The sequence below is a fragment of the Limnospira sp. PMC 289.06 genome, from assembly GCF_032350395.1.
GTDB lineage: Bacteria > Cyanobacteriota > Cyanobacteriia > Cyanobacteriales > Microcoleaceae > Limnospira > Limnospira platensis.
Genome location: NZ_JARPLC010000478.1, coordinates 1 through 501, shown reverse-complemented (window position 1 = coordinate 501; position 501 = coordinate 1). Strand labels below are relative to the sequence as shown.

Below are 501 nucleotides of genomic sequence, written 5' to 3'. Positions count from 1 at the left end.
CTTGGACTTATTACCCCTCCCTGGGGTGTCCCTGTTTCTGTATCCTCAAATACACCTTTATCTAGCACTCCCGCTTTGAGCCATTGTTTCAGGTCTCTTTTTAGGCGGCTTGGACAATGAATTTTGGACAGTAGGTAATCATGGTTCACGGTAAGAGCATTTTGCTATATCGGCATCGAGAACATAATATTGTCCTTGATTTATGGCAGTATAAATTCTGCCAATTGCGTCATGGGCGGACCGTCCGGGACGGAACCCGTAGCTTGTACCTTCAAATCTCGATTCCCATTCAGGTTCGAGAGCCGACTTGACCAAGGCTTGCCTTGCTCTATCTTGGATTGTGGGTATTCCTATTCCAGCTTTTATCATCCCTGCCAGGTTTTGGTATCCACACCCGTCGCAGTGGTTTTGATTTGAGATTTCCCTTAATGTTCTTAACAAGCTCGAACCTTTGTCTTGAAGAGATTGCTCTTACTCCATCAACTCCGGCTGTTTTCTTGC

Annotated in this window: 1 protein-coding gene and 1 pseudogene; both read right to left on the bottom strand. The window is 45.7% G+C overall.

What is annotated here, in order from left to right:
- Positions 1 to 138 precede the first annotated feature (138 nt).
- Positions 139 to 369, bottom strand: coding sequence for a reverse transcriptase domain-containing protein (locus tag P5674_RS25880; RefSeq protein WP_014276363.1), 231 nt, complete (start codon positions 367 to 369; stop codon positions 139 to 141).
- Positions 329 to 501, bottom strand: a pseudogene (locus P5674_RS25875) (reverse transcriptase N-terminal domain-containing protein); the annotation flags it as partial. The gene P5674_RS25880 and the pseudogene P5674_RS25875, both read right to left, overlap by 41 nt.